The sequence below is a fragment of the Sphingomonas sp. IBVSS2 genome (assembly GCF_002127225.1).
Lineage (GTDB): Bacteria > Pseudomonadota > Alphaproteobacteria > Sphingomonadales > Sphingomonadaceae > Sphingomonas.
In genome coordinates, this window is the sequence record NZ_NFUR01000001.1 from 342,248 (window position 1) to 367,995 (window position 25,748).

The 25,748-nt window shown below is 69.1% G+C and carries 22 protein-coding genes; 9 read left to right on the plus strand and 13 right to left on the minus strand.

Annotation, left to right across the window (positions count from 1 at the left end):
- Positions 1-25: 25 nt before the first annotated feature.
- From CAP40_RS20675 to CAP40_RS01590, 7 genes are all read right to left on the minus strand, one after another.
- Complete coding sequence (locus CAP40_RS20675) at positions 26-166, minus strand: hypothetical protein (protein ID WP_256923966.1); 141 nt, start codon at positions 164-166, stop codon at positions 26-28.
- Positions 163-567 (minus strand): MobC family plasmid mobilization relaxosome protein, encoded by a 405-nt coding sequence (locus tag CAP40_RS01565; protein ID WP_256923967.1) that lies wholly within the window; start codon positions 565-567, stop codon positions 163-165. Before CAP40_RS01565 ends, CAP40_RS20675 begins: the two co-directional genes overlap by 4 nt.
- A gap of 410 nt (positions 568-977) precedes the next feature.
- Positions 978-1,760, minus strand: coding sequence for a 2OG-Fe dioxygenase family protein (locus CAP40_RS01570; RefSeq protein ID WP_256923968.1), 783 nt, complete (start codon positions 1,758-1,760; stop codon positions 978-980).
- A gap of 34 nt (positions 1,761-1,794) precedes the next feature.
- Positions 1,795-3,516, minus strand: a complete 1,722-nt coding sequence (gene nagE, locus CAP40_RS01575; protein ID WP_086127599.1) for an N-acetylglucosamine-specific PTS transporter subunit IIBC — start codon at positions 3,514-3,516, stop codon at positions 1,795-1,797.
- A complete protein-coding gene (gene ptsP, locus CAP40_RS01580; protein ID WP_256923969.1) occupies positions 3,513-5,972 on the minus strand; it encodes a phosphoenolpyruvate--protein phosphotransferase in 2,460 nt (819 codons plus the stop codon). The genes nagE and ptsP overlap by 4 nt, the downstream gene beginning before the upstream one ends.
- The gene (locus CAP40_RS01585) at positions 5,969-8,236 is read right to left on the minus strand and encodes a beta-N-acetylhexosaminidase (RefSeq protein WP_086127600.1); all 2,268 of its coding nucleotides are present in this window, start codon (positions 8,234-8,236) and stop codon (positions 5,969-5,971) included. The genes ptsP and CAP40_RS01585 overlap by 4 nt, the downstream gene beginning before the upstream one ends.
- Positions 8,237-8,397: 161 nt before the next feature.
- Positions 8,398-11,112: a TonB-dependent receptor gene (locus tag CAP40_RS01590; RefSeq protein WP_086127601.1), complete on the minus strand. Its 2,715-nt coding sequence runs from the start codon at positions 11,110-11,112 to the stop codon at positions 8,398-8,400.
- Between the two features lie 229 nt (positions 11,113-11,341).
- Between CAP40_RS01590 and CAP40_RS01595 the strand changes: the two genes are divergently transcribed.
- From CAP40_RS01595 to pdeM, 6 genes are all read left to right on the plus strand, one after another.
- Positions 11,342-12,085 carry a GntR family transcriptional regulator gene (locus CAP40_RS01595; protein ID WP_086127602.1) on the plus strand — a complete coding sequence of 248 codons (744 nt, stop codon included), beginning with the start codon at positions 11,342-11,344 and terminating at the stop codon, positions 12,083-12,085.
- 4 nt (positions 12,086-12,089) lie between these two features.
- Positions 12,090-13,121 carry an SIS domain-containing protein gene (locus tag CAP40_RS01600; protein ID WP_086127603.1) on the plus strand — a complete coding sequence of 344 codons (1,032 nt, stop codon included), beginning with the start codon at positions 12,090-12,092 and terminating at the stop codon, positions 13,119-13,121.
- On the plus strand, positions 13,118-14,245 hold the full coding sequence (gene nagA, locus CAP40_RS01605; protein ID WP_218822110.1) for an N-acetylglucosamine-6-phosphate deacetylase: 1,128 nt from the start codon (positions 13,118-13,120) through the stop codon (positions 14,243-14,245). Before CAP40_RS01600 ends, nagA begins: the two co-directional genes overlap by 4 nt.
- Positions 14,246-14,362: 117 nt before the next feature.
- On the plus strand, positions 14,363-15,772 hold the full coding sequence (locus tag CAP40_RS01610; protein WP_086127605.1) for a M20/M25/M40 family metallo-hydrolase: 1,410 nt from the start codon (positions 14,363-14,365) through the stop codon (positions 15,770-15,772).
- A 41-nt stretch (positions 15,773-15,813) separates the two neighbouring features.
- The gene (locus CAP40_RS01615) at positions 15,814-16,251 is read left to right on the plus strand and encodes a hypothetical protein (protein ID WP_144034199.1); all 438 of its coding nucleotides are present in this window, start codon (positions 15,814-15,816) and stop codon (positions 16,249-16,251) included.
- Positions 16,252-16,282: 31 nt separating this feature from the next.
- Positions 16,283-16,945: a ligase-associated DNA damage response endonuclease PdeM gene (pdeM, locus tag CAP40_RS01620; RefSeq protein WP_086127607.1), complete on the plus strand. Its 663-nt coding sequence runs from the start codon at positions 16,283-16,285 to the stop codon at positions 16,943-16,945.
- 42 nt (positions 16,946-16,987) lie between these two features.
- On the opposite strand, the gene CAP40_RS01625 is transcribed toward pdeM, so the two are convergent.
- The 3 genes from CAP40_RS01625 to CAP40_RS01635 form a co-directional block, all read right to left on the minus strand.
- Positions 16,988-17,692 carry a GIN domain-containing protein gene (locus CAP40_RS01625; RefSeq protein WP_086127608.1) on the minus strand — a complete coding sequence of 235 codons (705 nt, stop codon included), beginning with the start codon at positions 17,690-17,692 and terminating at the stop codon, positions 16,988-16,990.
- Positions 17,693-17,729: 37 nt separating this feature from the next.
- The gene (locus tag CAP40_RS01630; protein ID WP_086127609.1) at positions 17,730-18,461 is read right to left on the minus strand and encodes a head GIN domain-containing protein; all 732 of its coding nucleotides are present in this window, start codon (positions 18,459-18,461) and stop codon (positions 17,730-17,732) included.
- A gap of 116 nt (positions 18,462-18,577) precedes the next feature.
- Positions 18,578-19,111, minus strand: coding sequence for a CarD family transcriptional regulator (locus CAP40_RS01635; RefSeq protein ID WP_086127610.1), 534 nt, complete (start codon positions 19,109-19,111; stop codon positions 18,578-18,580).
- A 241-nt stretch (positions 19,112-19,352) separates the two neighbouring features.
- Here CAP40_RS01635 and CAP40_RS01640 point away from each other — a divergent pair, with 241 nt between their 5' ends.
- Positions 19,353-20,222 (plus strand): tetratricopeptide repeat protein, encoded by an 870-nt coding sequence (locus CAP40_RS01640; RefSeq protein WP_086127611.1) that lies wholly within the window; start codon positions 19,353-19,355, stop codon positions 20,220-20,222.
- A 3-nt stretch (positions 20,223-20,225) separates the two neighbouring features.
- Here the strand turns inward: CAP40_RS01640 and fdxA are convergent, their stop codons facing one another.
- Genes fdxA through CAP40_RS01655 form a run of 3 tightly spaced genes read right to left on the minus strand, consistent with a single transcriptional unit; the run spans position 20,226 to position 23,397 of the window.
- Positions 20,226-20,564, minus strand: coding sequence for a ferredoxin FdxA (gene fdxA, locus CAP40_RS01645; protein ID WP_086127612.1), 339 nt, complete (start codon positions 20,562-20,564; stop codon positions 20,226-20,228).
- A 60-nt stretch (positions 20,565-20,624) separates the two neighbouring features.
- A complete protein-coding gene (locus CAP40_RS01650) occupies positions 20,625-20,927 on the minus strand; it encodes an RNA-binding S4 domain-containing protein (RefSeq protein ID WP_086127613.1) in 303 nt (100 codons plus the stop codon).
- Positions 20,920-23,397, minus strand: a complete 2,478-nt coding sequence (locus tag CAP40_RS01655; protein WP_086127614.1) for a helicase-related protein — start codon at positions 23,395-23,397, stop codon at positions 20,920-20,922. Before CAP40_RS01655 ends, CAP40_RS01650 begins: the two co-directional genes overlap by 8 nt.
- Before the next feature lie 252 nt (positions 23,398-23,649).
- Between CAP40_RS01655 and CAP40_RS01660 the strand changes: the two genes are divergently transcribed.
- Both CAP40_RS01660 and CAP40_RS01665 read left to right on the plus strand, forming a co-directional pair.
- The gene (locus tag CAP40_RS01660) at positions 23,650-25,131 is read left to right on the plus strand and encodes a M23 family metallopeptidase (RefSeq protein ID WP_086127615.1); all 1,482 of its coding nucleotides are present in this window, start codon (positions 23,650-23,652) and stop codon (positions 25,129-25,131) included.
- A 128-nt stretch (positions 25,132-25,259) separates the two neighbouring features.
- Positions 25,260-25,697 (plus strand): hypothetical protein, encoded by a 438-nt coding sequence (locus CAP40_RS01665; RefSeq protein ID WP_086127616.1) that lies wholly within the window; start codon positions 25,260-25,262, stop codon positions 25,695-25,697.
- The last annotated feature ends 51 nt before the right edge of the window (positions 25,698-25,748 follow it).

Genomic DNA, 25,748 nt, shown 5'->3' on the forward strand with positions numbered 1-25,748 from the left:
GGCAGCGCGTGCCTTTGGCGACGGCCTACGCTTCCTTCATCGCGCCCTTGAGATCGTCAGAGACGAAGCCGCGTATCTCGTGAATCTCGACGTGTTCGTTCTCGGCCTTCAGCAGATGCGCGGCGAGGGCCATGCCGCCGCCGCGTTGGGATGCTTTCAGGATCACGGAGCGACCTCCAAGCCGAGCGCTTCGAGAAGCAGGCGGCGCATATCGGCGATATCCGAAAGCGCTTGGCGCAACTCCGCCTCGATATCGGGATCAAGAACCAGCGAACCGCTATTCGCAGCCTTGGCGAGCTGGTTCAGATTGGAAGCTGCAAGGGATGCGCCGAGCTTGCCCAGCAACGCAGATAGCGCGGCGTGATCCTTCACCGGGAATTTCCCGCGATGGCGCGGAGGTGGCGAAGCCGGATCGAAAACGCGCCAGCGGATATAGGACCCAAGCGACATCCCGGCAGCGGCGTTTTCCAAACGCTCGCGGTCCTCCGGCGTCAGGCGCAGCGATAGCGGCGCGGGACGCTTTGGACGGTCGGGCATGTCGGTCACGAAAGGGGCAATAAGCAGCAAGCCCCGCATCCTCGGGGGGATACAGGGCAGCCGCCGAGTTGAAGGTGTTTAGAAGGGCGGGTGCAGGCGTAGCTAGGGCACGGGCGGCTTAGGCTGCTCCGGCGAGAATATGTTCGGTGCGGTGCGCGTTAGCACCTCATTCCATTCGGCAAGGGTTGAGAATAGTTCGTTCAAACTCTCTCCGTCCGGGCGCGCCACTCTTGTTTCGGGGCCTCGCATAGGCTCGGGCGCGCGTTCGCGCTTGCGAACCCTGGCGGGTTCGGGGTCGCTCCCTTCGGGTGCGCCATTCTTGTTTCGGGGCCTCGCATAGGCTCGGGCGCGCGTTCGCGCTTGCGAACCCTGGCGGGTTCGATGTCGCTCCCGCCATGTCCGTCCCGCGATCAGGGCGAACCGGCGCCGGCTGGACCTCCCTATCCGGATGCCGGTCCAACGCGGCGCCAGGTCATCACCAGCACGTCGCGATAGGCGGCCCTGGACGAGTCGAGCGCATGAATCGCGGTAACGCCGTGCCGGATGCGCCGGTCATCCAGCAGAACGGCCTCGCCGGGCTCGGACAGGACGAAGCTGTCGCGACGGCCGGCCTCGTCGAGGATCTCGGTCATTCCCGCTTCGACATTGGCGCGGGCGACCAGCATGACCAGCACCCAGTCGACGCCGTCGCGATGCATGCCTTCCGGCGTCGGCAATCCGGCCTGGCTCCCCAATGCCTCGATCCGGAACTGATGCAGCTCGCCATCCCATCGCAGATCGGCGCCACCGCCCTCGAGCGCGGAGAAGAGCGGCGTGCAAAGCGCGAACAGGTTCCGCAGGATCGGATGGTGGACAAGGCCCTCGGTCGCGGGGGCAAACCATCGCTCCACATCTCCGTTCAGCGGGTTGTAGGCGCTGCTCTGGAAATGCGGCTGGTGGGGCTTGCGCAGCGCGGCCGTGTCGCGGAGCGCGAACGCCGCGTGCCTGCGGCGGCGATAGCGCCCGCCATCGGCCATGAACCTGTCGGGTTCGAGATCGTCCCAAAGGTCGGCAAAGCTCGCGAACGCGCCGGCATCGGCGGCTCCCGCCATTTCCCGAAAGCCGGCGGCATCGACATGCACATATCCCGCCCCGGCCAGAGCCGAGCGCAGTTCCGCAATTCGCTGGGTGAGATCGACGATGTCACGGCCCTCGATGTTCGAACCGTGCCTCCTTCGCGCCAAAGGCCGCCCGCGGCAAGTGCGTCCGATCCCGGCGTCACGCCGGCAGTTCGCGCCTGAGCTGCGCGGCCAGCGCCTCGGCGCCGGGGCCGATGATCAGATGTAGGCGATCGCCCGAGGCCAGCACCGCGCGCACGCCCGCGCCCGCCAGCCTGCCCATGTCGATCGCGGCCGGATCCGCGACGTCGATCAGCACGCGCGTCGCATTGGCGGCGACGGCACGGATCTTCGTGCCGGCAAGCGCGGCACGGATGCCGCTGGTATCGGCATGCGCAGCCGCGATCGCCGGCGCGGCGGGCGCGGGAGCCGCCGCCACGGCACCGCCGCCGATCACGGCGCGCACCTCGGCGGCAACCTGGTCGGCGATCGGCCCGAGCACCACCTGCAGCCCGCCGTCGCGCAGCTTGACCACCCCGCGCGCGCCCAGCGCCTTGAGACGCGGCTCGTCGGCAATGCCGTTGTCGGCAAGAACGAGACGCAGCCGCGTCGTGCAGGCGTCGACCGAGCGGATATTGCCCGCCCCGCCCAGCGCCGCGGCGATCGCGGCACCGCGATCGGCGACGGCCGCATCCGGATCCCCCGCCGCCGCCTCGATCGGCTCGCGGCCGGGCGTCTTGAGATCGAACTTCCGGATGCACCAGCTGAAGGCGAAATAATAGATCGCGGCATAGGCGATCCCCACCGGGATCAGCAGCAGCGGCCGCGTGGAGAGGCCGTAGTTCAGCACATAGTCGAACAGGCCGGCCGAGAAGCCGAAGCCCAGCTTCACCCCGAGCAGGTCCATCACCACCATCGCGATGCCGGTGAGCACCGCATGGATCAGGTAGAGCACCGGCGCCAGGAAGATGAAGCTGAACTCGATCGGCTCGGTCACGCCGGTGAGCAGCGAGGTGAGCGCGAGGCTGAGCAGCAGGCCGCCGACCGCCTTGCGCCGCTCGGGCAGCGCATTGCGGTACATGGCGAGGCAGGCGGCGGGCAGGCCGAACATCATCACCGGGAAGAAGCCGGCCATGAACGATCCCGCCGTCGGATCGCCCGCGAAGAAGCGCTTGATGTCGCCGGTCGCGCCGTGGAAGTCGCCCAGCAGGAACCAGGCGATGTTGTTGATGATGTGGTGCAGGCCGGTGATCAGCAGCAACCGGTTGAGCAGCCCGTAGAGGAACAGCCCGAGCGAGCCGGCGCCGAGCACCCAGTGGCTGAGCGCATCGATCCCCGCCTCGAACCAGGGGAAGCCGAGCCCGAAGGCGGCGGCGAAGACCAGCCCGGCCAGGCCCGACACGATCGGCACGAAGCGGCGGCCGCCGAAGAAGGACAGATAGTCGGGCAGCCGGATCGCGTGGAAGCGATTGTAGAGCAGCCCGGCAACGATGCCCGAACAGATGCCCACGGGCACGCTGAGCTTGGAAATCTCCTTGGCGCGCCACGCCGCCTGCTCCAGCGCGCCGGCGCCGGCAAGATCGCTCGGCAGATGGAGCAGCACCTTCGCCCCCTCGGTCGCGACCAGATAGGTGACCACGCCGGCCAGCGAGGCCGCGCCGTGATTCTCCCGCGCGAGGCCGACCGCCACGCCCGCCGCGAAGAGCAGGCCGAGGTTCGAGAAGATCGCGTCGCCCGCCGCGGCGATGAAGGGGACGTTCAGCATGTCCGCCTGGCCGAGCCGCAGCAGCAGCGCCGCGATCGGCAGCACCGCGATCGGCAGCATCAGCGCCCGGCCGAGCGGCTGGGCCTTGGCGAGCAGGGTCGAGGGGCTGAAGCTCATGCGGAGGCTTCCATGGCTAGGGCGCGGACCTCGTCCGCGGATTGGGCGTCGCAGGCACGCGCGGCGAGCGCAGCACAGGCGGCGCTGTCGAACCGGGCGACCGCGGCCTTGACCGCGGGCACCTGGGCGGGCGTCGCCGAAAGCTCGGTGATGCCGAGCCCGATCAGGATCGGCGCGGCGAACGGATCGGAGGCGAGGCCGCCGCACATGCCGGCCCAGCGGCCCGCTTCCGCGGCGCCCCTGCCCACTTCGCGAACCAGGCGCAGCACCGCCGGGTGCATCGCGTCGATCCGCTGCGAGACCGCCGCGTTCCCGCGATCGGCGGCGAGCGTATATTGGGTGAGGTCGTTGGTGCCGATCGAGAGGAAATCGGCCTCCCGGGCGATCTGCCCGGCGAGCAGGGCCGCGGCGGGCGTCTCGATCATCACGCCGAGCGGCACCGCTTCCGCCACGCCAAGCTCGGCGCGTACTTCGTCGAGCAGCGCGCGGACCGGGCGATAGTCCCCCAGATCCGCGACCATCGGCAGCATGATCCGGCATTGGGCGGCCGGCACCGCGCGCAGGATGGCGCGCAGCTGGACGCGCATCAGGTCCGGCCGGGCGAGCGTCAGCCGCACGCCGCGCAGGCCGAGCGCCGGATTCTCCTCGCCGTCCATCGGCAAATAGGGCACCGGCTTGTCGCCGCCGATATCGAGGGTGCGGACGATCAGCGGGCGCTCGCCGAGCGTGGCGGCGATGGCGGAATAGGTCTCGCGCTGCTCTTCCTCGCTCGGCGCGGTCTCGCGGTCGAGGAACAGGAATTCGGTGCGCAACAGGCCGCACCCCTCCGCCCCCGCACCAACCGCCGCCGCGGCATCGGCGACCGAGCCGAGATTGGCGAATACTTCGATGCGCATGCCGTCGGCGGTATGCGCGGGCGCATGTGCCGCGGCGAGCTCGCGGGCGCGGCGCTCGCGCAGGGCCGCGAGGCGCACGCTCGCCGCCGCCAGCGCATCGGCGTCGGGAGCGATGGCGAGCGTGCCGGCATCGGCATCGAGGATCACCGGCGTGCCGTCGGCGATCGCCAGCACGCCCTCGCCCGCCGCGACCAGCATCGGCACACCCGCCGACGCCGCCAGGATCGCGACATGCGAAGTCGGCCCGCCCTGCGCGGTGCAGATGCCGACGAGGCGCGTCACGTCGAGGCCCAGGAACTGCGAGGGCAGAAGGTCCTCGCCGAACAGGATCGCGCCCTTGGGCAATATGGGCGCGGCCGGCGCGGTGACGCCGAGCAGGCGAGCGATCACCTGGCGCTCGAGATCGGTGAGGTCGGCGACGCGCTCGATCAGCAGCGGATCCCCCGTGGCGCGGAGCGCGGCGGCGGCTTCGGCCGTGGCGGCACGCCAGGCAAAGGCGGCGCTGCGCCCCTCCGCGACATGGCGGGCGGCGATGGCGGCCAGTTCGGGATCGGCGAGCAGCGCGCGATGCGCCTCGGCAATCTCGGCGGCGGGGCCATGCGCACCGTCCAGGCCGGCGGCGATGGCGGCGAGCGCGCCGGACAGCGCAGCCTGCTCGGCGGCGGCGCCCTTGCCGTCGGCCGGCACCTCGAGATCGACGCCGCGCAGCTGGAAAGCCTGGCCGATGGCGAGGCCGGGCGCGGCGCGGACCGGACCGGTGGCGGGCGCCGGCGGCCTGGGCGGAGATGCGTGCGCGGTCTCGTGGAAGTTGGCGAGGACCAGCTCGGCCACGGCATCGACCGCGGCCTGGGCGTCGTTCCCCCGCGCGACGATCCGCACCGCGTCATCCTTGCCTGCGCCCAGCCCGAGCATCGCGACGGTGCTGCGGGCATTGGCGCTGCGATCGCCGACATGGAGCGCGACATCGGCGACAAAGGGCTTCAGCGCCGCGACGATGCGCGCGGCCGGGCGGGCATGGATGCCGTTGGCGGCCATGATCCGCACGTTGCGCTCGGCGGTGGCGCCGGACGATGGTTCGCGCGCGGTGGCGCCTTCATGCTCGTTGCGCACGACCCGCCCGATCGGTGCACCGGCTTCCACCATGCGGCCCAGCGGCTCCAGCGCCAGCGCATAGCCTTGATTCGCCACCACCACCGGCGTGATCAACGCCCGGGCGGCGAGGGCGACTTCATCCAGGTCGAACGCGATCAGCGCATCGCCGGCCGCCACGCGCGCACCGGGAGCGACCCTGGCCGCAAAGCCCTGGCCGTTCAGCGCGACCGTCTCCAGCCCGATATGGAGCAGCAGCTCGGCACCATTGTCGAGCCGCAGCGTCACCGCGTGCGCGCTCGCCGGGATCGAGATCACTTCGCCCGTAGCAGGCGCGCGCAGCACGCCCTCGACCGGATCTACCGCGAAGCCGTCGCCCATCATCCGTTCGGCGAAGACCGCGTCGGGCACTTCGTCGAGCGGGGCGAGCCAGCCGGCAAAGGGAGAAACCAGCGTGACCGTGTCGCTCACTGCACCAGCTCCACCGATTCCAGCGCCCACATCGGATTGAGGCCCCTGGCCGTGGTGCGAATGCACAGCGTCTCGTTCCCGGCGCGCACCGGGAAGGGCGCGACCAGCCGGGTCAGCCCGGGATTGCCGGCCGCGGCGGCCAGCGGCAGCGTCGCCAGCAGCGGGCCTTCGCAAGTGCCGGCACGGACCTCGAACTCGCCTTCGGGCGTCGCCGAGGGCGGGATCTTCACATGCGCGAGGTCGGCACCGAGCTGGAAATTGAACGGGATCTGCCCGACGGTGAGTGCGATTCCCTTTGCCCCGCCCACCGGCGCGGCTTCCCATTGCCAGCAGGGCGCGAAGATGTCGGTGAGGAATACCGCGCGCTTGCCGGCGGCGGGATAGTCGTCCTCCAGCGCGAGCACGACCTTGCGCGAGCAGGTCTTCAGGTCCTCGTCGCCGCGGAACCGCACGCTGCGCGCGTCGAGCGGCTGGTCGATGGCGCCGCCGACGGTGGCGGTGCCATGGAAGCTCGCGGCGCGCAGCCGGGTCGGCAGCGGCAGCGCGAGCGGGCCGGCATAGAGCGGCGCGCGCGCGGTGACCGGCGTGCCGTCGGTCGTGTAGCGGATCGGCAGGCCCGACTGGTTCGCCAGCGTGACCGACACGGTCTTCTCGCCCGCCTTGTAGTCGAGCGCCGGGCGCACCGCGAAGGCGCTGGTGGCCGGAGTCATGCCGAGCGGCTTCATCCGGTCCATCTGGGGCACCAGCCGGTCGACGAAATCGGCATAGTCGCGCCCATCCGCCTTCGACCAGCCGATCTCGGCCACCGCGCTGGCGCGCGGGAAGAATTGCCAGGTGGCACGCGCCTCGGTGCGGGCATGCTCGGTCCACAGATTCGCCTGCAGGCCGAGGATATGGTGCTGCTGCTCGGCCGGAATCTCCCGGGGCGCCGGATCGAAGGCATAGACGGTCCTGAGGTCCATCACGTCGCCGCGGCCCGGCGGCTCGTCGGGGCCCTGGCCCTGGCGATGGTTGACGTAGAGCGTCGGCGAGGGGCTCAGCACGGCGTCGTGCCCGGCCTTGGCCGCGGTGATCGCGCCTTCGATGCCCCGCCACGAGGTGATCGTCGCGTCGGCGGGCACATCGCCCTCGAGGATCTCGTCCCAGCCGATCAGCTTGCGGTGATGCGCCTGGAGGAAACCGGCGATGCGGTGGACGAACCAGGCCTGGAGCGCGGTCTCGTCCCTGATGCCCAGCGCCTTGATCTTCGCCTGGATGGCGGGCGAGCCCTTCCACTGGTCCTTCACCGCCTCGTCGCCGCCGACATGGATATATTGCGACGGAAACAGCTCCATCACTTCGGTCAGCACGTCCTCGAGGAACGCGAAGGTCTTGTCGTCGACATTGTAGAGCCAGGGGAAGACGCCCCAGTCGCTCTCGGTGCCCGGCGGGATCGGCACGCCCATGCCGAGCTCGGGATAGGCGCGGATCGCGGCGAGCGCGTGGCCGGGCATCTCGATCTCGGGCACGATGGTGATGCCCCGCTTCGCGGCATGGGCAACGATCGCGCGGATCTCGGCCTGGGTGTAGAAGCCGCCGGTCCTCGGCAGCCGCGGCGCGCCCGGCGCACTGGCCGGGTAGCGCCAGCCGGAAATGCCGGTGAGCTTCGGATATTTGCGGATCTCGATACGCCAGCCCTGGTCGTCGACCAGGTGCCAGTGGAGCGTGTTGAGCTTGTTGACCGCCATCCAGTCGATCAGCTGGCGGACATAGGTGGGCGACTGGAAGTGGCGGGCGCTGTCGAGCATCAGCCCGCGCCAGGCGAAGCGGGGGGCATCCTGGATGCGGAGGCCGCCGACGGTGACCGGGCCCTTGCCGCCGTCCTGGGTCAGCACCTGCCACAGCGTCACGGCGCCGTAGAGCAGGCCGGCATCGTCGCCGGCGGTGATGACGGCGCCGTCCGCGCCGATCTCGAGCCGATAGCTCTCCGCCTTGCCGGTGGCGGCGCGCACGAAGCGGATCGCGGGGCGGGGTGATGCGGCAGCGGAGCGCAGCGCCAGGCCGCGCGAGAGGTGCAGCAGCTCCGCCAGCCGATCGGCGGCGGCGCGCGCGCCGGCATCGTCCGCCGGCACGACGATCGCCGTGGCTGCGGCGAGCGCGAAACGGCCGGCGGCGGGCGCCATCTCGGCGGGCACCGGAAGCAGGCGCGGCAGCTGCTGGGCGGCGGCGGGCGTGGCGGCGCAAAGCGCGGCGGCGAGGGCAAGGGCGAGGCGGCAGGAAATCACGCGGACGGCTCCCGGCTTGGATCGAGCGAGCTTAGGCGGTTTCGCCCCGCGCTCAATCGCGGCGTGCTCGAAGAAGGCCCCGCCGCGGATAAGAAAAAGGGGCGGCGGTGGTGCGATCGCTCGTCCATCCGCCGCCCCAGTGCACTACACCAGGTTGGAGATCAGAAGTTCACATTGACGGTCGCGAGCAGCTTGCGGCCGTTCTTGTACACGCCGCGCGGCAGCGCCTGCGTGTTGGCATAGGCATAATATTGGCTGTCGGTCAGGTTCATGCCCGAAACGGTCAGCCCGACTTCCTTGGTGAAGTTGTACGTCGCCGACACGTCCACATTGGCGGAGGCGCGGACATACATGTTGTCGCCGCGATCGATGCCGGTGAAGTATTTCGAGCGCCAGGTATAGGTCGCCCGCAGCGCCACCGGACCGCTCTCGAAGAACGGGCTCAGGCTGGCCTGGTGCCGCGAGTTGTAGGGCAGGTCGGCGCCATTGTTCGCCGAACCGTCCGAATAGGTATAGTTGGCGAGAATGCCCAGGCCGAAGGGCAGGCTCTGCTGATAGGCGATGGCGAAGCCCTTCACCTCGGCCGAACCCGCATTGAACGGACGGGCGATCTGATAGGTCGTCACCATGTTCCGCGTGACGTTGAAATGCTGCTCCGGCGCGGTCTGCGTCAGGATGTAGTTGCTGATGTCCTTGTAGAACACTTCGCCCGACAGGATCGCGCGCGGCGCCAGATACCATTCGAGCGACGCGTTGAAGTTGTTCGACTTGTAGGGCTTGAGGTCCGGATTGCCGCCGCCGCCGGTGCCGATCTGGTCGGAAAGCCAGAAATAGTTGGTCTCGTCGGCATAGTTCGGGCGGGCGATCACCTGCGCCGCGGCGAAGCGGAACACCAGATCCTTCTTCACGTCGGCGATGATGTTCACGCTCGGCAGCACATTGTCGTAGCTGGTCTTGGTCGTCTGCCAGACCCAGTCGGCCTGGGCGTTACAGGCCGCGCCCGGCTTGCAGACATAGCCCGCGCTGTTGGTCGCGGTGTGGACGTAGCGCACGCCGAAATTGCCGCGGAAGCCGCCGGCATCGAAGTTCGCCTGGGCATAGACTGCGTGGATCTGCTCCTGGATGTCCCAGTTGCCGGCGGTGAACTCGGTCGCGGCGAACTTGGACGGCGTCGGCAGGTTCGGACGCCCCTGGACATAGTTCACCATCGAATTGCCGTCGATGATGAAGCGGCGGGCCATCTCGTCGTTGATGCCGTTGAAGCCGGAAAGATAGTTGTCCTTCACGATGCGGGTGTTGAACTGCGAGGCCGGCACGGCAAAGGCGTTGGCACCCGCGAGCCCGACGCCCTCATAGGCCTGGGCGGTCTCGTGCTTGCGATATTTGTAGCCGATCTGGATGCGCTTCAGCACCCCGTCGAACTTCAGGCCGAAATCGGCCTGGGCATAGCGCTCCTTGTCCGTGGTCGGCTTGTTGACCAGGTTGCCGCTCCAGTCCGTCGCCGTGACGAAGGCGGCCGGATTGCCCAGCACGTTGGCGCCATAGGTGATCGTGCCCGGCTTGTCGGGCGCGCCGCTGATGTCGACGGTATAGTTGGTCCGGTTGAGGAACTCGAGGAACACCTGCTTCTTGGTGCCGCCGTCCGCGTCGGAAATGCCGCCCTCGACGTTCAGGTCCCAGTGCACATCGTCCCAGCCGATCTGCCCGTGGAAAGTCTGCGAATGCATCTCGGCGATGCGATACTGGGCGTCGAGCACCGAGAGCGCGTTGGTGAAGCTCGCCTTCTTCACGATGCCGTCCTGGACGGTCAGGCCGTTCAGCGTGCCCGCGCTGTTCCAGGTATTGCCCGGGAAGGCGAACAGCGACTGGTTGAGATTGTCATAGGTCGCGTCGATGCGCAGCCAGTCGGCCGTGATCGTCAGCTGGTCGACCGGCTTCCACTGCGCGGTCGCCGAATAGGTCAGGCGCTCGCGGCCCTGCTCGAAATAGGAAGTGCCGAACGCATTCGGGAACTTGGCGTTGGGATTGGCGAGCAGCGTGGTGGCGCAGGCGCCGGTGCAGGTGCCCGTGCCGGTGATCTGGTCGGCCGGATTCGGCGCGACCGGGATCATGCTCTGCGGCAGCGAGCTCGTCTTGGCGTCGTTCACGCCGTTCCAGAAATTGGCGCTGATCGTGCCATAGCTCTCCAGGCCGTCGCGACGCAGCCGGTCCTTGGCCCGCTGGAACGAGGCAAGGATGCCGAAGGTCTTGCTATCGTTGCGCCAGCTGACCAGCGCCGAGCCCTGGACGTCGCCCTTGCGCGAGCGATCATTGTAGAGATAGCTGAGCGAGCCGGCGACCACGAAGGGCTTCAGCTCGAGCGGCTTGCGCGTGAGCACGTTGACGGTGCCGCCGAGCGAGCCTTCGTCGATCCGCGGCTCGGGCGACTTGTAGACGTCGACCCGGTTGACGAGCTGCGGCGCGAGCAGCGCGTAGTTGAAGGTGCGGCCCGGATTGTCGAGGATGAACCAGTCGGCCGAAGCGACCGTCTGGCCGTTCAGCAGCGTGCGGTTCAGCGCCGGATCGGTGCCGAGGATCGAGACCTTCTCGCCCTGGCCGAACGCGCGGTCGACGGTGACGCCCGGAACCAGCGTCAGCGCTTCCGCGACATTGGTGTTCGGGAACTTGCCCACATCTTCCGACGAGACCGAGTCGATGATCGCATCGGCCTTGCGCTTGGCCTCGATCGACTGGGCGAGCGAAGCGCGGAAGCCGGTGACGACGATCTCGTTATCGTCGGCAGGCTGGGCGGCGGCGCCGCTGGTCTGTGCATGCGCGGCACCGTTGAGCAGCGCCATCGCGCTGGCCGTGCCGATAAGAAATCCCCGGATCCCCATCTCTCATCCCCTTGGTCAGATGATTCTGAACTTGCTTATGATTCGTTGTGGTACGGCACCGGTAGACCAGTCGCATACCAATATCAGTACCATTCCTCACTGTTGAGGAGCCGTCAAGACAGATTTTTACAGTGCGGTTACAGACCAGCGCAATTTTTTTGCTGACATGTGGTATGTTATTGGTACTAGTGTTGCATCCGGCACACAGCCGACCGATGATGGGGAACCGATGCCGCTGCTGGCGCAAAAGATCAGGCCGCTCGACGGAGCAGGCAGGGGGCCGCTCTACCGGCAGCTCGAGACCGCGTTGCGCGAGGCGCTGCGCGACAATCTGCTCAAGCCCAACGAAGCCCTCCCCGCCGAACGCGACCTGGCCGCCGATCTCTCGGTCTCGCGGATCACTCTGCGCAAGGCGATCGACAAGCTGGTCGACGAGGGGCTGCTGGTCCGCCGCCACGGCGCCGGCACCTTCGTCGCGGGCCGGGTCGAGAAGCAGTTCGCCAAGCTCTCGTCCTTCTCGGAGGACATGGCCTCCCGCGGGCGCAGCGTCCGCAGCGAATGGCTGATCCGCGAATCGGGCGTTGTGACGGGCGAGGAATCGCTCACCTTCGGGCTCAGCCCCGGCACCGCCGTCTATCGCTTCCATCGCATCCGCTATGCCGACGACGTGCCGATGGCGCTCGAATTCGCAATCATTCCGGGTTTCGGCTTGTCGGGGCTCGATGCGGTCGATTCGTCGCTCTATGCCGCGCTCGAGGCGACCGGCAACCGCCCGGTGCGCGCGCTCCAGCGGCTGCGCGCGGCGCTGTGCGATGCCGAGCGCGCCGCCCTGCTCGGCGTGGAAGTGGGCGCGCCGGTGCTCTATATCGAGCGCCGCGGCTTCCTGGCCGATGGCCGGGTGATCGAGGCGACGACCAGCTGGTATCGCGGCGACGCCTATGACTTCGTCGCCGAACTCGACATGCGGGGCTGAGCGGATGACCAACCCCGAATCGACCAGGATGTTCGCCGAGGCCGCGGAGGCCGGCGCCACCGTTCGCCGCCAGCTCGACCATAATGTGGAAGTGGTGCGCGAACTCGGCGCCCGATTGCGCGCCACCCGCCCGCGCGGCGTGCTCACCTGCGCGCGCGGCAGCTCGGATCACGCCGCCACCTTCGGCCGCTATCTGATCGAGACCCGGCTGGGACTGCTGACCACCTCGGTCTCGCCGTCGATCGCCTCGGTCTATGGCGTCGAGACCGATTATTCCGACATGCTGGCGCTCGGCATCTCGCAATCGGGCAAGAGCCCCGACATCCTGGCCGCGATGCGCGCCGCCAAGGAGAGCGGCGCACGCACCGTGGCGATGGTCAACGTCGCCGATTCGCCGCTCGCGACCGAATCGGACACGCTGGTGCCGCTCCGCGCCGGGCCCGAGATCAGCGTCGCCGCGACCAAGTCGTACATCGCCGCGCTCACCGCCCAGCTCCATCTGGTGCGCGAATGGGCCGGGGACGAATCGCTCGCGGCCGGCCTCGCCGCGCTGCCCGACCTGCTCGAACGGGCCTGGACCGCCGACTGGTCGCCGCTCGTCGAGCGGCTGCACGATGCGCGCGGCCTCTATGTGATCGGCCGGGGCCTGGGCTTCGGCGTGGCGCAGGAAGCGGCGCTCAAGTTCAAGGAGACCTGCGGGCTCCATGCCGAGGCGTTCAGCGCCGCCGAGGTCCGCCACGGGCCGATGGCGCTGGTCGGCCCGGGCTTCCCGCTGCTCGTCTTCCGCCAGGACGATGCCACCGCCGACGGCGTCGACGACCTGGTTTCGGACGTGCTGGCGCGCGGCGGCGAAGTGCTGGTGAGCGGCGGCGAGGTGCCGGGCGCGATCCACCTCCCCCATCCCGCCGCCGGCCCGGCGATCGAGCCGATCCTGCAGATCCAGGCATTTTACCGCGCCGCCAACGCGCTCTCGATCGCGCGCGGCTTCGATCCCGATCGGCCGCCGTCGCTCGCCAAGGTGACCGAGACCATCTGATGCACGCGCTGATCCCGACTCGCGCGCTGGTCGACGGCGCGCTCCGCGAAGATGTCGCCGTCCTGATCGACGGCGCGCGCATCGCCGGCGTGGTTCCGGCCGATGCGATTTCCGCCGGTGTCGAATCGCGGCACCTGGACGGCATGCTCGTCCCCGGCTTCATCGATACCCAGGTCAATGGCGGCGGCGGCGTGCTGTTCAACGACGCGCCGACCGTGGAGGGTATCGCCGCGATCGGCGCGGCGCATCGCCGCTTCGGCACCACCGGCTTCCTCCCCACCTTGATCAGCGACGATCTCGACGTCATCCGCCGCGCCGTGGCGGCCGTGGACGCGGCGATCGCGGCCGGCATACCCGGCGTGCTCGGCATCCATATCGAGGGACCGTTCCTCAACGCGGATCGCAAGGGCATCCATTCGGCCGAGAAGATCCGTCTCCTCGACGCGGAAGGGATCACGGCGCTGACGGGCCTGACGCGTGGCCGCACGCTGGTGACGCTCGCGCCCGAGCGGGTGGCGGTTTCGGATATCGAGCAGCTCGTCGCCGCCGGCGTGGTGGTCGCGGCAGGGCATACCAATGCCCGCTACGACCAGGCCAAGGCGGCGGTGGCCGCGGGGATGCGCGGCGTCACCCATTTGTTCAACGCGATGTCGCCGCTCGGCTCGCGCGAGCCGGGCATGGTCGGCGCGGCACTCGATTCGGGCGAACTGGTCTGCGGGCTGATCGTCGACGGGCATCATGTGAACCCGGCCACGCTCCGCCTGGCGCTGCGCTGCAAGCCGGCCAGCGGCTTCATGCTGGTGACCGATGCGATGCCTTCGGTCGGATCCGACGCGAGCGAGTTCGTGCTGCAGGGCCGCCATATCACCGTGAAGGACGGCGCCTGCCGCAGCGACGACGGCACGCTGGCCGGATCGCATCTCGACATGGCGGCGGCGGTGCGCAACGCGGTTTCGATGCTCGGCGTCGATCTCGCCACCGCGGTGACGATGGCGAGCGCCAGCCCGGCCGCGCTGATGGGCCTGGGCGATACGCATGGCCGGATCGCGACCGGCCAGGCCGCCGACGTGGTGCTGCTCGACGATGCAGGGCAGGTCCGCGAGACCTGGATCGGCGGGGCTTAGGGTCCGTACTCGATACCGGCAATGGCCGTGGGCAAGCAAGGCCAGAGGCTTCGCCTGCCCCATGCCGCCGGCGCGCGCCGGCTTGCCCCGCCCCGTCCACAGGCGTAGCGCTCCCGCATGACCGACTCCACCAAGGCGCTCGACTATGTCGAGGCGCATCTCGACGACAGCCTGGACCGACTCTTCGCGCTGATGCGCGTCCCCTCGGTCTCGACCGATCCCGCCTATGCCGAACAGTGCCAGCGCGCCGCCAGGCTGCTGTCCGACGAGTTGAACGGCCTGGGCTTCGCCGCCCGTGTCGCGCAGACGCCGGGCCATCCGATGGTGGTGGCGCATCACGACGGCCCGGCGGGCGAGAACGCGCCGCACATCCTGTTCTATGGCCATTACGACGTGCAGCCGGTCGATCCGATCGAGCTGTGGAAGCGCGACCCGTTCGATCCGGTGATCGAGACGCGCGGCGACGGCGCGAAGCAGATCGTCGGCCGCGGCGCGTCGGACGACAAGGGCCAGCTGCGCACCTTTGTCGAGGCCTGCCGCGCCTGGAAGGAAACCGCGGGCGAGCTGCCGTGCAAGGTGACGATCCTGTTCGAGGGCGAGGAAGAATCGGGCTCGAAGAGCCTGGAGCCGTTCCTTCATGCCAATACCGAGGAGCTGAAGGCCGATTTCGCCCTGATCTGCGACACGCTGATGTGGGATACCGAGACGCCGGGCCTCACCATCGGCCTGCGCGGCATGGCGGCAGGCCAGGTGACGATCCGCGCGGCCTCGCGCGACCTTCATTCCGGCCTCTATGGCGGCGCGGCGCGCAACCCGATCCAGCTGCTCTGCGCGATCCTGGGCGAGATGAAGGACGCCGACGGCCGAGTGACGCTCGCCGGCTTCTATGACGGCGTGCCCGAGCTCGACCCCGCCGTGCGCGGGAGCTGGGACAGGCTCGGCTTCGACGCCGGTGCGTTCCTCGGCGAGATCGGCCTGAGCGTGCCGGCCGGCGAGAAGGGCCATGACGTGCTCGAGCAGATCTGGTCGCGGCCGACCGCCGAGGTCAACGGCATCTGGGGCGGCTATACCGGCGAGGGTTTCAAGACGGTGATCCCGGCCGAAGCCCATGCCAAGGTGAGCTTCCGCCTGACCGGAAACCAGGACCCGGAGAAGGTCTGGGCCTCGTTCGAGGAGCATGTCCGCGCGCGCCTGCCCGCCGACTGCTCGGTCGCGTTCACCGGGCGCGGCCCCGGCAGCCCTGCGGTCTCGGTATCGAGCAACAGCCCCCCGCTCGAGGCCACCCGGGCGGCGCTGGATGCCGAATGGGGCAAGGCGGCGCTGATCGGCTGCGGCGGCGGCATTCCGGTCGTCACTTCCATCTCGAAGATCCTGGGGATGGACACGGTGCTGGTCGGCTTCGCGCTGACCGACGACAATATCCATTCGCCCAACGAGAAATATGATCTGAAGAGCTTCCACAAGGGCATCCGCTCCTGGGTGCGGATCCTGGCCAGGATCGGCGCAATGGCGAAGGTGCCGGCCTGATCGTGCTGGCCCGAATCGACCATCTGGGCTAGATTCGGGCCATGCATGAGGGGGCTCGATTCATCGCTTTGATGCTCGGCGGCGCGGCGCTGGCGGCCTGCCAGCCCGATGCGGCCAAGCCGGTACAAAAGGCCGAGGCGCATGACGCCGCGCCCACGCCCGCAGCGGCTGCCGCCGCCAGCGCGCCGCTGCGCGACTGGCTGGTCGGCAGCTGGTCGTTCGAAGCCAGTTGCGCGAGCGACTTCATCGCCCATTTCGCAGCCGATGGCAGCCTCGACAATAGCGGCGAGATGGGCGGCTGGGCGCTGGCCGGAAACACCGTGACCGAGACGATCCGCGAACGCTATGACGCCGCTGCGAGCGACGGCGCCGAAAAGGTGAACCCGCCCGAGACACGCAGCTACACGATCGAGCGCGCCGATCAGGACCATGGCACGATCACCTATCAGGGCCGCAAGGTGCCGATGCTGCGCTGTTGACGGCACGGCCGCGAGGATCGATAGCGGCAGGATGGTTCCCCTTTCGTTCGCCGGCCACGACCTGATGGCGCTGCCCGAAGGCGGGCTCTACTGGCCGGCGCGCAAGGCCCTGCTCGTCGCCGACCTGCATTTCGAGAAGGGCAGCTGGTTCGCCGCGCGCGGGCAGATGCTGCCGCCCTATGATTCGATCGCGACCCTGCATGCCGTCGAGGCGCTGGCGGAGCGGACCCAGGCGCGCGAGCTCTGGTGCCTGGGGGACAGTTTCCATGATTCGCAAGGCTGCGAGCGGCTGCCCGGGGATGCGCGGGCGCTGCTCGCCCGCCTCACCGCCCGGCTCGACTGGCGCTGGATCACCGGCAATCACGACAGCCTGCTGATCGATCCCTTTGGCGGCACGATCCTGGAGGAGGCCGAAGTCGACGGACTGGTCCTGCGCCACGAGGCCGAGCCGAACGATCCGCGCCCCGAGCTTTCGGGCCATTTCCACCCCAAGCTGCGCCTGCGCATCCGGGGGCGGCAAGTGGCGCGGCGCTGCTTCGTCGCCTCGCCGACCAAGCTGATCCTGCCGGCCTTCGGCGCGCTCACCGGCGGGCTGGATGCGCATCATCCGGAGATCGCCCGCGCGGTGGGGCACAGCGCGCAGGCGCTGGTCGCGCTCGAGGACCGGCTGCTGCGCTTCCCGCTCGCGGCCTAGGGTTCGCTCCGTCCCGGCCGTTGCCGGCGTCGGGTGCAGACCCTAGTCTGCCCGGCGCGGCTCGAGATCGGCGCACACCACCGGGCCCTGCCCGATCACCCGGCACTTGGCCGGGCCGAGCACATGGACCACGCCGCTCGACGTCGCGCTGATCTGGGCGTTGTAGCGCACGTTCATCACCAGCGCCCCGCCGCTTCCCGAGACGAGCAGCGCGTCGGCGGTGGTCAGCGCGGCGGCATCGAGGTTGCTGGTGCCATAAAGCCGCACGCGCGTGTGCAGCGCATTGCCCGCCAGCGCCACCGTGCCCGCGCCGGCCAGAGTGATGCCCAGGTCCTGCGCATCGACCTTGGCGATATCGATCCGCCCCGCGCCGTTGAGCGAGACGTCGAGCCGGTTGCCGCGCATCTCGGCGATCTTCAGCAATGCGCCGCCATTGGCCTGCACCACGCGCAGCCCCGGCACCGCGACCCGGATGCGCGCGCCGCTCGCGGTCTTGCCGGCGGCCGATTCCCAGCTCTGCGTGCCGGCATTGATGACCAGCGTGCCCGCCTCGACCCGCACCCCGACCCGGTCGAGCGCGGCGCGATCGCCGGTGAGCGTCACGCCCGGCGATCCGGGCACGACGTCCACCGTGAACGGCCCGTCGATGCGCAGCCGGTCGAAACCGGTGACCATCACGACGCGCTCGTCTCCCGGCACGGCGGCACCGACGAGCAGCGGCAGGAGAGCGAGGGCGAGCCGATCCATGGGCCCACCCTCGCGCGGCTTCAGCCCCGAGGCAAGCTCAGGAGCAGTGCGCCTCGCCCGAGCCCACTGCGCTCACCGAGCATTTCGCGCCGCCGGTGAGATTGACGTCGCCCGAGCCCGCGATCGATACCGAGGCACCGCCCCTGACCACGCCGCGCAGACTGCCCGAGCCGATGACGGAGATGCTGGCGCCCGTGGCCGTGAGCTTGCTGGCATCGATGTCGCCCGAGCCGGCGATCGAGGCGTTGAGCCGGCTGACCGTGCCCGCGACGGTAAGGTCCCCGGAGCCCGCGATCGAGAGATCGGCGTCGGTCGCGGCGAGCGTGGCGATGCCGAGATTGCCCGAGCCGGCGATCGCGCCGCGGAAGGCGCCTTCGGCCTTGTCGACGCTCATGTTGCCGGAGCCGCTGACGCTCGCACCGTCGAGCTTCGGCAGGACGACATGGACCTTCACCCCGCGATCGTTGCTGAACGAGAAGCCGTTGCGGTCCTTGCGGCCAACGCGCAGCGTGCCGTCGACCACCCGGACCTCGAGCTGGTCGAGGATCGCCGTATCGCCCTCGGCGGTGACCGCGAACTGCGCGCCGTTCCGCACATCGATGTCATCGGGCCCGCGCAGATCGACCTTGGTGAAGCCGCTCGCATCGTAGCTGCGCTTGGCGCCGATCCCACTCGGCTTGACCTTGTGGCCTTCCTTTTCCCAGCTGGCATGGCAGGCGCCGGTGGCCGAGAGCGGCAACAGGGCCAGGGCGATCAGGGCAGCGCGCATCGAAACTTCCTCCCGAAGCAATATGTGTGTTGGATATATAATACACTATCGATTGGGCAAGGAAAAGGGGCGGTTTTCAAGGCCGCCCCTTCGTTCGGGTTCACCGCCGATCGCGATCAGGCCGGAACCTTGTCCTTGTTGTGGATCGCCGCCGCCTTGCGCAGGATCTCGAGGATCTTCTCGAGCGCGGCCGGCTCGTCCACCTCTTCCATCGCCGCGAGTTCGCGGGCGAGGCGGCTGGCGGCCGCTTCGAAGATCTGGCGCTCCGAATAGCTCTGCTCGGGCTGGTCGTCGGCGCGGAACAGGTCGCGGACCACTTCGGCGATCGACACCAGGTCGCCCGAGTTGATCTTCGCCTCATATTCCTGGGCGCGGCGCGACCACATGGTGCGCTTGACCTTCGGCTTCCCCTTCAGCGTATCGAGCGCTTCCTTGAGCGTCTTGTCGCTCGAAAGCTTGCGCATGCCTACGCTCTCGGCCTTGTTGGTCGGAACGCGCAGCGTCATTTTTTCCTTTTCGAAGCGCAGCACGTAGAGTTCGAGCTGCATCCCCGCAATTTCGGACTTCTGCAACTCAATCACACGGCCCACGCCGTGCTTGGGGTAAACGACATAATCGCCGACATCGAAGGACAGCGCCTTGGCAGCCATGTGCGAGGAACCTTTCGTGATAACCGGCCCCGACGGGCTCGGCGTCCGCCCCGGCGAATGCGGGGCGGGCTGATCGGGGCGACTTCTCTTTGCTTCTCCGGGCGGAGGCGAGTTTTCCTCCGTCTTGGGCCATTTAACACGTTTGCAATAAAATTACCAGACCGCCTGTGCCGCCTTGCAGCGAAAATATGCAATTAATCGCAGGATTGTGGCCATCTCTCGACTCGGGCATTGCTGAGGCATGTTCGCGCTACTTCTGCTCCTCCAGGCTCAGGACACCGGCTCCATCTTCTCGCCGGCGGTCAAGGCGTTGCTCGACACGCGTGAGACGCTGGCACCGGAGGAGTTCGTCCGCCGGATCGAAACCCTGGCGCTGCAGGGCGACGCCTCCGCTTCCGAGCTGGCGGGCGAGGCCAGCAATTTCGGCGGGATCGGCTGGCCCCGCGATCCGGAAAAGGCCTGTGGCTGGTTCGAACGTGCTGCGCCGCAGCGTGGCGATTCGGCCCACAATCTCGCGCTCTGCTTCGAGAACGGCCAAGGCAGGCCGCAGGACCTGGCCAAGGCGCGCACCCTCTATGCCAGCGCGGCCCGGCTCGGCTGGGTGCAGGCGAAATGCGCGCTCGGCACGCTGCTGGCCTCGGGCCGGGGCGGGCCGAAGGATACGCCGCGCGGCGTGGCGCTGTGCCGCGAGGCCGCGGAAGCGGGCAATGCCAATGCGCAGACCGACTATGCCGGCTGGCTGCTGACCGGCGCGAATCTGCCGCAGGACATGGTCGCGGCCCGGCGATGGCTGACCGACGCCGCCGCGCAAGGCCAGCACAATGCCGAATTCCTGCTCGGCCAGATGTTGTGGAACGGCGATGGCGGCCCGGCCGATCCGGATGCCGCGGTCGCATGGTGGAAGAAAGCCTATGCCGGCGGCCGCACCGATGCCGCCGCGCTCATCTCACGGGCCGCATTCCGGCGTGCGGCGCCAGATGGAAAGACGGTGACCGACCGGGAAGCGGCGGCCGAGATGATGCACTGGCTGCGCATCGCGGCAGCGGAGGAGCCGGACCCCAAGCGCCGCAAGGAGATGGCCGACATCCTTGCGGACATCGGCAAGAACTAGAGACTAGCTGCCCGAACCGGGCTCGGGCGAGAAGAACTGCTCGAACTTGCCCTCGACGCCCTTCATCGCATCGGCATCGGCGGGCACGTCGCCCTTCTGCGTGATGTTGGGCCAGGACTCCGAATAGGTGCGATTGAGCTCCAGCCATTTTTCGAGGCCGTTCTCGGTATCGGGCAGGATCGCCTCGGCCGGGCATTCGGGCTCGCAGACGCCGCAGTCGATGCACTCGTTCGGATTGATGACGAGCATGTTCTCGCCTTCATAGAAGCAGTCGACCGGACAGACCTCGACACAATCCATGTACTTGCACCGGATGCAGGCGTCGGTGACGACATAGGTCATGGAAACTGGCCCCTTGGATCGAAGACGTGGGGGTCCTGCTATGCCTGTGGATTCGCTGCGTCAATCAGTTGGCGCTTCCTGCGAGACGTTCTCAGTGACCACCAGGTCCTGATAACAGGCGCGCCCTTCCCCCGGCGGGCCGCGCCTTGCGGGCAGCAGCTCGACTCGGATCACCCGCACCTTGCCATAGAGCGGGAAGGCCACGACGCACCCCACGCGCACCGGGGCCGAGCTGCGTTCGACGCGGCGGCCGTCGATGCGCAGCATGCCCTTCTCGGCGATCGCCTGCGCCGCCGAGCGCGTCTTGGCGAGGCGCGACCACCAGAGGAACCGGTCGATCCGCATCGCCGCGCCGTCAGCCATGTTTCAGCGCCTCGAGCGCCGCGAAGGCATTGTCGCGCGGCGGCGCCTTGGGCGCGGCCGGCGCGACCAGCCCTTGCCAGATCCAGCGCTGCGGCTCGCCCTCGATGGAGCGGGCGGTGCGGAAGCCGAGCTGCGCCATCAGCCGGGCCAGCGTCTCGGCGGTGAGCCCCATCGACGTGGCGAGCGCGGGATCGGGAGCGAAGGGCTTGCGCCCCTGGCGCGCGTCGTGCGCGGCACGGGCAATGCGCTCGACCAGGTCGACGCGCACCGCCTGGGCACCCAGCGGGCGATAGCCATGGACGAGATCGGCCCCCGCCGCGGCGCGCGGCAATACGGTGGCGCCGTCGCGCGGCGCTTCGGCCAGCCCCATCAGTTCGCGCCGCCAGCGCGCCGCGCCGGGCTTGAGCAGCGCCGGCGCGAAGATGTCGAGCGTGCCGATGGTGACGCCGATCCTGCGCAGCCGCTGGCGCGCCTGCGGGTCGAGCGCTTCCACCAGCGTGGCGGCGGCGCGACGCGGGAGCAGCCCGCCGGCTTCGAGCAGCGCATTGGCGAGTGCGCGTAGCGGCGAGCCGGCGGCCGGATCGCGCGTCGCGGCATCGAGCTTGCCGAGCACGGTCAGGCGCTTGCCGACCTGATCGGCGAACCAGCGTTCCAGCCGGACCTGCACCGCGTTCCTGGCCGCCGGGTCGAGCACGTCGAGCGCGCGATCCAGCCGGATGCGCGGCCGGGCGATGTTGGGCCCGGGCTCCAGCGCCGCCACCGCCACCCCGTTCCAGGCGAGCACCGGTCCGGCCAGCACGATCGCCTCGTCCCCCGCCTCGGCCAGCGCGGCGCCGCGCTTGCGATACTCGCCGCCCAGCCGCTTCTCCGCCGCCGCGAGCAGCATGCGCTTGTCCGCGGCGCGCGCCTCGGGCGCGACGGTGAAGCGGAAGCCGGTGAGCGTGCCCAGGGCATGTTCCTCGACGGTCACTTCGCCTTCGGGCCCGATCGTCACCGGCAGGTTCGACGCGTCGACGCCGATCTGGCGGAGCAGCACGGTGGTGCGCTTGTCGACGAAGCGCTGGGTCAGGCTGGCGTGCAGCGCGTCCGAGAGCTTCTCCTCCACCGCGCGCGTGCGCTCGGCCCAGTGGACCGGGTCCTCGAGCCAGTCGGCCCGGTGCGCGATATAGGCCCAGCTGCGCGCCGCGGCGATGCGCCCGGCCAGCGTCTCGACATCGCCGCCCATATTGTCGAGCCGCTGGATCTCGTCGGCGAACCACTGGTGCGGCACATGCCCGAATCCTTCGGAGAGATGGCCGAACAGCCGGCCGACGAAGCGGCTGTGCGGCTCGGGCCCGAGCTTGCGGAAATCGGGCAGGCCGCACGCCGCCCAGAGCCGCTTGACCATCGCCGGCGCGCGCACGCGCTGGCGCACCCAATCCTCTTCCGAAAGCCGCTTGAGCACCGCAAGGTCCACCGCCTCGGGCGCCGCGCGCAGCACGGCGTTCTGCGGCTTGGCCTCGAGGCTGGCGATCAGCGCATCGATGCTGGCGAAATCGGGCTCACCCTCGCGCCAATAGAGCTTCTCCAGCGGCGGCACCCGGTGCGCCTCGATCGCCAGCACTTCCTCCGGCGTGAAGGCATTGGGGCCTTCCTCGTGCAGCGCGCCGAAGGTCCCGTCCCTTTGATGCCGCCCCGCGCGCCCGGCGATCTGCGCCATCTCCGCCACGGTCAGCCGGCGCTGGCGGCGCCCGTCGAACTTGGAGAGCGAGGCGAAGGCGACATGGTGCACGTCCATGTTGAGACCCATGCCGATCGCATCGGTGGCGACGAGATAATCGACCTCGCCCGCCTGGAACATCGCCACCTGGGCGTTGCGGGTGCGGGGACTGAGCGCGCCCATCACCACCGCCGCGCCGCCGCGGAGCCTTCGAAGCGCTTCGGCGACGGCATAGACTTCCTCGGCGCTGAACGCGACGATCGCCGAACGGCGCGGCAGGCGGGACAGCTTCTTCGCGCCGGCATAGCTGAGCGTCGAGAAGCGCGGCCGGCCGATCACCTCGGCCTCGGGCACCAGCGCCTTCAGCATGGGCTTCAAGCTGTCCGAGCCGAGGATCATCGTCTCCTCGCGGCCGCGGGCGCGCAGCAGGCGATCGGTGAAGACATGGCCGCGCTCGGGGTCGGCGCCCAGCTGCGCCTCGTCCAGGCCGACGAATGCGACGTCGCGTTCCAACGGCATCGATTCGGCGGTGCACAGGAACCAGCGCGCCTTGGGCGGCAGGATCTTCTCCTCGCCGGTGATCAGCGCGACTTCGGCGGCGCTGCCCTTCATCCTGACGACGCGATCATAGACCTCGCGCGCCAGCAGGCGCAGCGGGAAGCCGATCATGCCGCTGGCATGGCCGGCCATCCGCTCCACTGCGAGATGCGTCTTGCCGGTGTTGGTGGGCCCCAGCACGGCAGTGATCGGAGAACGCGCGAAACGACTCATTGCGACTCCAAGATCGTTCCGAGTCGCCCCTTAAGCAACTCCCCCGGATTGGCGATTCGCCTTAACCATGTTGGAAATACTGACGAATATACCGCACGCTTCGCTTCATCCGCGAGGTGGCACAACTCGCCGCACGCGGCGGTCCCGAACAGGGTGCTTAATTTGACTTTAAGTCCTGCCTTCCACAGTGATCTTGTCGGTAGCCGGGGGTTTACGGCACGACATCGACGACCTTTTGGGGGGCGTTGCGCCTTGTATCTGCGTAGTGACCATGGAGAGGGGCTGACCGGCGGCGGCGCATCGGCGCGCGCCACGGCCTCGGCGCGCGGCCTTGCCGCACGCCTGAACGAGCGCTTGGCCGACTTCGAATTCGCGCCGGACTTGGGCTCGCGCATCGGCTCGCTGACCTGGTATCGCGGCGCCGCCACCTGCGTCGCCCTGATCACCGCCACGCTGCTGCTCGCCCCTGGCTTCGAGAATCCGATCTACGGCACCGTTCCCGCGCCGCTTTCGGGCGCCGAGTTCGACGCGACCCAGGCCCAGGCGATCAAGCCGCTCGGCATGGGTTCGCGCACCGGCGCCCGCGTCGCCGCGACCGGGCTGGTCGCGCCGCTTTCGGACACGCCGGAACGGCCGATCCTCGAAGGCACCACCAAGCTGGCCTCGGGCGGCGCGCTGTTCGCGACGCTGCTGCGCTCCGGCATCGGCAAGACCGATGCCACGACGGTCAGCAGCATGATCACCAAGGCCGTGGCCCTGGACGAGATCCAGTCCAACACCATGGCCGACTACACGCTGGGCCGCCGCGTCGACAAGTCGCAGCCGCGCCCCCTCGAGAAGCTCGACATCCGCACCCGGTTCGATCAGCGCGTCGAGTTCGTCCGGGCCGGCAACGCGCTTTCGATGCGCGCGATCCCGATCGCGATCGACCGGACGCCGCTGCGCATCCAGGGCACGATCGGCAGGTCGCTCTATCGCTCGGCCCGCGCGGCCGGCGCGCCTGCCAAGGCAGTGGAGAGCTACATCAAGACGCTCGCCACCCGCACGCCGGTCTCCCGGCTGGGCTCGGACTGCAAGTTCGACATCATCGTCGGCCAGGCGCGCGCCGAGACCGGCGAGGTGCAACTCGGCACCCTGATGTACGCCGGCGTCAGCGGCTGCTCGAACAAGGTGCAGCTCGCCCCGTTCGAGCAGGGCGGCAAGACCAGCTGGTTCGACGGCTCGGGCCGGGGCAACAGCACCGGCGCGATGGCGATGCCGGCGAACGGCCGCTTCTCCTCGGGCTTCGGCATGCGCCGTCACCCGATCCTCGGCTATACCCGCATGCACCGGGGCGTCGACATCGCCGCGCCCTGGGGCTCGCCGGTCTTCGCCGCGAGCGACGGCGTCGTCCAGTTCGCCGGCCGCAGCAGCGGCTATGGCAACTTCATCAAGGTGACCCATGGCGGCGGCTATGGCACCGGCTATGGCCATTTGAGCCGCATCTATGTCCGCAACGGCGAGCATGTGCGCCGCGGGCAGCGGATCGGCGCGGTGGGCAATACCGGCCTCTCGACCGGGCCGCACCTCCATTACGAGCTGTATCGCAACGGCATGGCGGTGAACCCGCGTTCGGTTTCGTTCACCAGCACGCAGCAGCTTACCGGCGGCGATCTCGGCGAGTTCAGGGCCCAGCTTAACCGCCTGCTCTCGGTGCCGATCGGGCATGGCGCGGTGAAGGACGCCGAGGACTAGGAGCCCGCGCAAGGCCCCCAGCCTTCCCTTCCGGCGAGGGGCGCCACGGCTCGTCGCAACCCGTTCCCCGCGCGCCGGCCATTTGTGCTATAGGCACGGGATATCCGAGTCAGACTCCGGAGCGTATCATGCGTCTCGTCCTCACTGCCGCCCTGTTCTGCACCGTCGCGATGCCGGCGCTCGCCCAGCAGTCGCAGCCCGCGCCCACGCGCGATGCCTCCACGCGCGACAGGGCAGAGGCGCTCGCCCGTGCGCTGAACAATCCGATGGTGCAGGAAGGCGCGGCGGCCATGCTCACCAACCTTGCCGGCATCGTGCTCGATACCCGGGTCGGCCCCATCGCGCGCTATGCCGATCCCAGGATCGGCGAACAGGATACGCTGCGCGACATCCAGCGCCGCAACGATCCCGATTTCGAGAAGCACTTCCACCAGGACGCGCGCGCGGCCGTCGCCGTCGCGGGCAAGCTCACCGACGGCGCGCTGCAGATGCAGGAATCGCTCGACCAGACCGCCGCCCGGCTCCGCGCGGCGCTCGCCCCGCTGCGCGCCGCGCTCAAGAACTGATCCGCCCGCGCAACGATCGCACCCCTTTCCGGCCGGCCGGCAACCATATGG

Excerpts from the sequence above, each read along its gene's own strand:
- nagE (WP_086127599.1), bottom strand. The coding sequence starts at position 3,516 with ATGAGCTTCAGCCCCTCGACCCTGCTCGCCAAGGCCCAGCCGCTCGGC.
- CAP40_RS01590 (WP_086127601.1), bottom strand. The coding sequence starts at position 11,112 with ATGGGGATCCGGGGATTTCTTATCGGCACGGCCAGCGCGATGGCGCTG.
- CAP40_RS01595 (WP_086127602.1), top strand. The coding sequence starts at position 11,342 with ATGCCGCTGCTGGCGCAAAAGATCAGGCCGCTCGACGGAGCAGGCAGG.
- CAP40_RS01600 (WP_086127603.1), top strand. The coding sequence starts at position 12,090 with ATGACCAACCCCGAATCGACCAGGATGTTCGCCGAGGCCGCGGAGGCC.
- CAP40_RS01610 (WP_086127605.1), top strand. The coding sequence starts at position 14,363 with ATGACCGACTCCACCAAGGCGCTCGACTATGTCGAGGCGCATCTCGAC.
- CAP40_RS01615 (WP_144034199.1), top strand. The coding sequence starts at position 15,814 with ATGCATGAGGGGGCTCGATTCATCGCTTTGATGCTCGGCGGCGCGGCG.
- pdeM (WP_086127607.1), top strand. The coding sequence starts at position 16,283 with ATGGTTCCCCTTTCGTTCGCCGGCCACGACCTGATGGCGCTGCCCGAA.
- CAP40_RS01625 (WP_086127608.1), bottom strand. The coding sequence starts at position 17,692 with ATGGATCGGCTCGCCCTCGCTCTCCTGCCGCTGCTCGTCGGTGCCGCC.
- CAP40_RS01630 (WP_086127609.1), bottom strand. The coding sequence starts at position 18,461 with ATGCGCGCTGCCCTGATCGCCCTGGCCCTGTTGCCGCTCTCGGCCACC.
- CAP40_RS01635 (WP_086127610.1), bottom strand. The coding sequence starts at position 19,111 with ATGGCTGCCAAGGCGCTGTCCTTCGATGTCGGCGATTATGTCGTTTAC.
- CAP40_RS01640 (WP_086127611.1), top strand. The coding sequence starts at position 19,353 with ATGTTCGCGCTACTTCTGCTCCTCCAGGCTCAGGACACCGGCTCCATC.
- fdxA (WP_086127612.1), bottom strand. The coding sequence starts at position 20,564 with ATGACCTATGTCGTCACCGACGCCTGCATCCGGTGCAAGTACATGGAT.
- CAP40_RS01650 (WP_086127613.1), bottom strand. The coding sequence starts at position 20,927 with ATGGCTGACGGCGCGGCGATGCGGATCGACCGGTTCCTCTGGTGGTCG.
- CAP40_RS01655 (WP_086127614.1), bottom strand. The coding sequence starts at position 23,397 with ATGAGTCGTTTCGCGCGTTCTCCGATCACTGCCGTGCTGGGGCCCACC.
- CAP40_RS01665 (WP_086127616.1), top strand. The coding sequence starts at position 25,260 with ATGCGTCTCGTCCTCACTGCCGCCCTGTTCTGCACCGTCGCGATGCCG.